Source organism: Dietzia sp. DQ12-76 (assembly GCF_014145045.1).
Classification (GTDB): Bacteria; Actinomycetota; Actinomycetes; order Mycobacteriales; family Mycobacteriaceae; genus Dietzia.
Genome location: NZ_JAALDV010000098.1, coordinates 1 through 2282, shown reverse-complemented (window position 1 = coordinate 2282; position 2282 = coordinate 1). Strand labels below are relative to the sequence as shown.

The following is a 2282-nucleotide window of genomic DNA, read 5'->3' as shown; positions in this document are numbered from 1 at the left end:
CGTGCCGCCCCACGCCGCCACCCCCGGGGGTCGGGTCAGCGGACGGCGGCGGTCACAGCGGGGCGATGGGGTGCTTGCGCGGGGGCTCGTTGCGGATCTTGTCGCGCAGCTGGGCTAACGCGCCGCGCAGGACCAGACGAGTCTGCGACGGCTCGATCACCGCGTCGATGTACCCGCGCTCGGCGGCCGAGTACGGGGTCGCGATGAACTCGTTGTACATGTCGATCAGCTGCTTGCGGAGCTTGGGCCCCTCCTCCGGGCCCGCCTCCTCGATCTGCCGACGCTGCAGCAGATCCACCGCGCCCTCGGCCCCCATCACCGCGATACGGGCGGTGGGCCAGGCGAAGTTCAGGTCCCCGCCAAGGTTCTTGGACCCCATCACGGCGTAGGCGCCGCCATAGGCCTTGCGGACGACGAAGGTCACCTTGGGCACCGAGGTGGCGGCCACCGCGTACCCCATCTTGGCGCCGCGGTGGATGATGCCGAGCTTCTCCTGCTGGACACCCGGCAGGTACCCGGGGGTGTCGACCACGTAGACGATCGGGATCGAGTAGGCGTCGCACAGCATCATGAACCGGGTGGCCTTCTCCGAGGCGTCGATGTCCAGGGATCCCGACAGGTGAAGCGGCTGGTTGGCCACGACGCCGACCGACTCGCCGTCGACCCGGGCGAAGCCGGTGATGATGTTCTGGGCGAACTGCCCCGAGGTCTCGACGAACTCGCCGTCGTCGAACATCCGGATGAGCAGGTCGTGCATGTCGTACGCCGCGTTGTCCGAGTCCGGGATGATCGAGTCGAGTTCCAGGTCGGAGGCGGTGGTCGACGGTTCGAGCCCTGGATTGATCCTCGGCGCCTTCTCGGCGGCCGAGGAGGGCATGAAGCTGAGTAGGTTCCGCACGTACATGAACGCGTCGTGCTCGCTCACGGCCACGTGGTTGACGTTGCCGTTCTTGGCCTGCTGCAGGGCGGAACCGAGGTCATCCATCGAGATGTCCTCGCCGGTGACCTGCTTGATCACGTCCGGACCGGTGACGAACATGTACGCCTGGTCCTTGACAGCCACCACGAAGTCGGTGGTGACGGGCGCGTAGACGGCGCCACCCGCGCACTTGCCCAACATGATCGAGATCTGCGGGATGTACCCGGACGCCGGGTACTGACGCTTGGAGATCTCCGAGTAGTAGGCCAGGGAGGTGACGGCGTCCTGCACGCGGGCTCCACCCGAGTCGTTGATCCCGATGATGGGACACCCCACCTTGAGGGCGAAGTCCATGATCGCGCAGACCTTCTTGCCGAAGCCCTCGCCCACCGACCCGCCGAACACCGTGTTGTCGTGCGCGTACACGACCACGGGTCGCCCGTCGATCGTGCCGCGCCCGGTCACCACACCGTCCCCGAACGGGTTGTCCGGGTTACCGGGAGCCTTCGCCAGCTGGCCCATCTCCACGAAGCTGCCCGGGTCGAGCAGCTCCGCGATGCGCTCCCGCGGCGGCGTGTGGCCCGCGGCGTCGCGTCGGGCCCTGGCCCGCTCGCTGCCCGGGTCCCGGGCCTGCTCGGTCTTGACCCGCAGTTCTGCGAGCTTCTCCGCGGTGGTCCTAGCCGTCACGCGTCCGATCCCTTCAGTACTCCCGCGTCGATCTCCGAGAGCCGACGCGCCAGATGCTTACCGACCGTACCGACCACGGGTTCATCGACCACCGCGAGGTGGTCTCCCTTGAGCTGGACCACCTCGAGATCGGAGACGATCCGGCCCCAGCCGCCGTCGGGGTCCACGTGCGCGTACCGGGGCTCGAGCTCGATCGCCCCCTCGTGCATCCGCTCGGCGCGGTAGAGCACGAAGGAGACCTCCGCGCCGACCCCGGACCACGCGGACAGGTCCGCGCTCTGGAGGATGCGGTTGTCGACGAAGCTCGCGCGCTGGTGTTCGATGACTCCGCCGCCCATGGCGTTGGCCTCCGCGCCCAGGCCCTCGAGAAGCATCCCCAGCACCCCGTCCTCCCCGTGCTCGGCGAGGAACTCCCGCGGCACCTCCACGTCCAGGCCGTAGGTCCGCTTGGCGAACTCGGAGTAGCGCCGCCAACGGGCCTCAGCCTCGTCGAGCGTGTCCGGGACCGGCTCGGACGGCTGCACGGTGTCCAGGAGGGCCACCAGCGCCACGACGTCGTCGGCGGCCCGCAACTGACGCGCGACCTCGACCGCCAGTGCCCCGCCGAAGGACCAGCCGCCCAGCGCGACGGGGCGCCCGGAGGCGATCTCCCGGATCCTGTCCAGGTACCCGGCGG

The 2282-nt window shown here is 69.2% G+C and carries 2 protein-coding genes; both read right to left on the bottom strand.

What is annotated here, in order from left to right; all coding sequences use genetic code 11:
- Positions 1–52 precede the first annotated feature (52 nt).
- Complete coding sequence (locus G6019_RS04555; RefSeq protein ID WP_107755469.1) at positions 53–1606, bottom strand: acyl-CoA carboxylase subunit beta; 1554 nt, start codon at positions 1604–1606, stop codon at positions 53–55.
- The coding region (locus tag G6019_RS04550; protein ID WP_182627109.1) for a thioesterase domain-containing protein at positions 1603–2282 on the bottom strand (680 nt) is incomplete at its 5' end. The genes G6019_RS04550 and G6019_RS04555, both read right to left, overlap by 4 nt.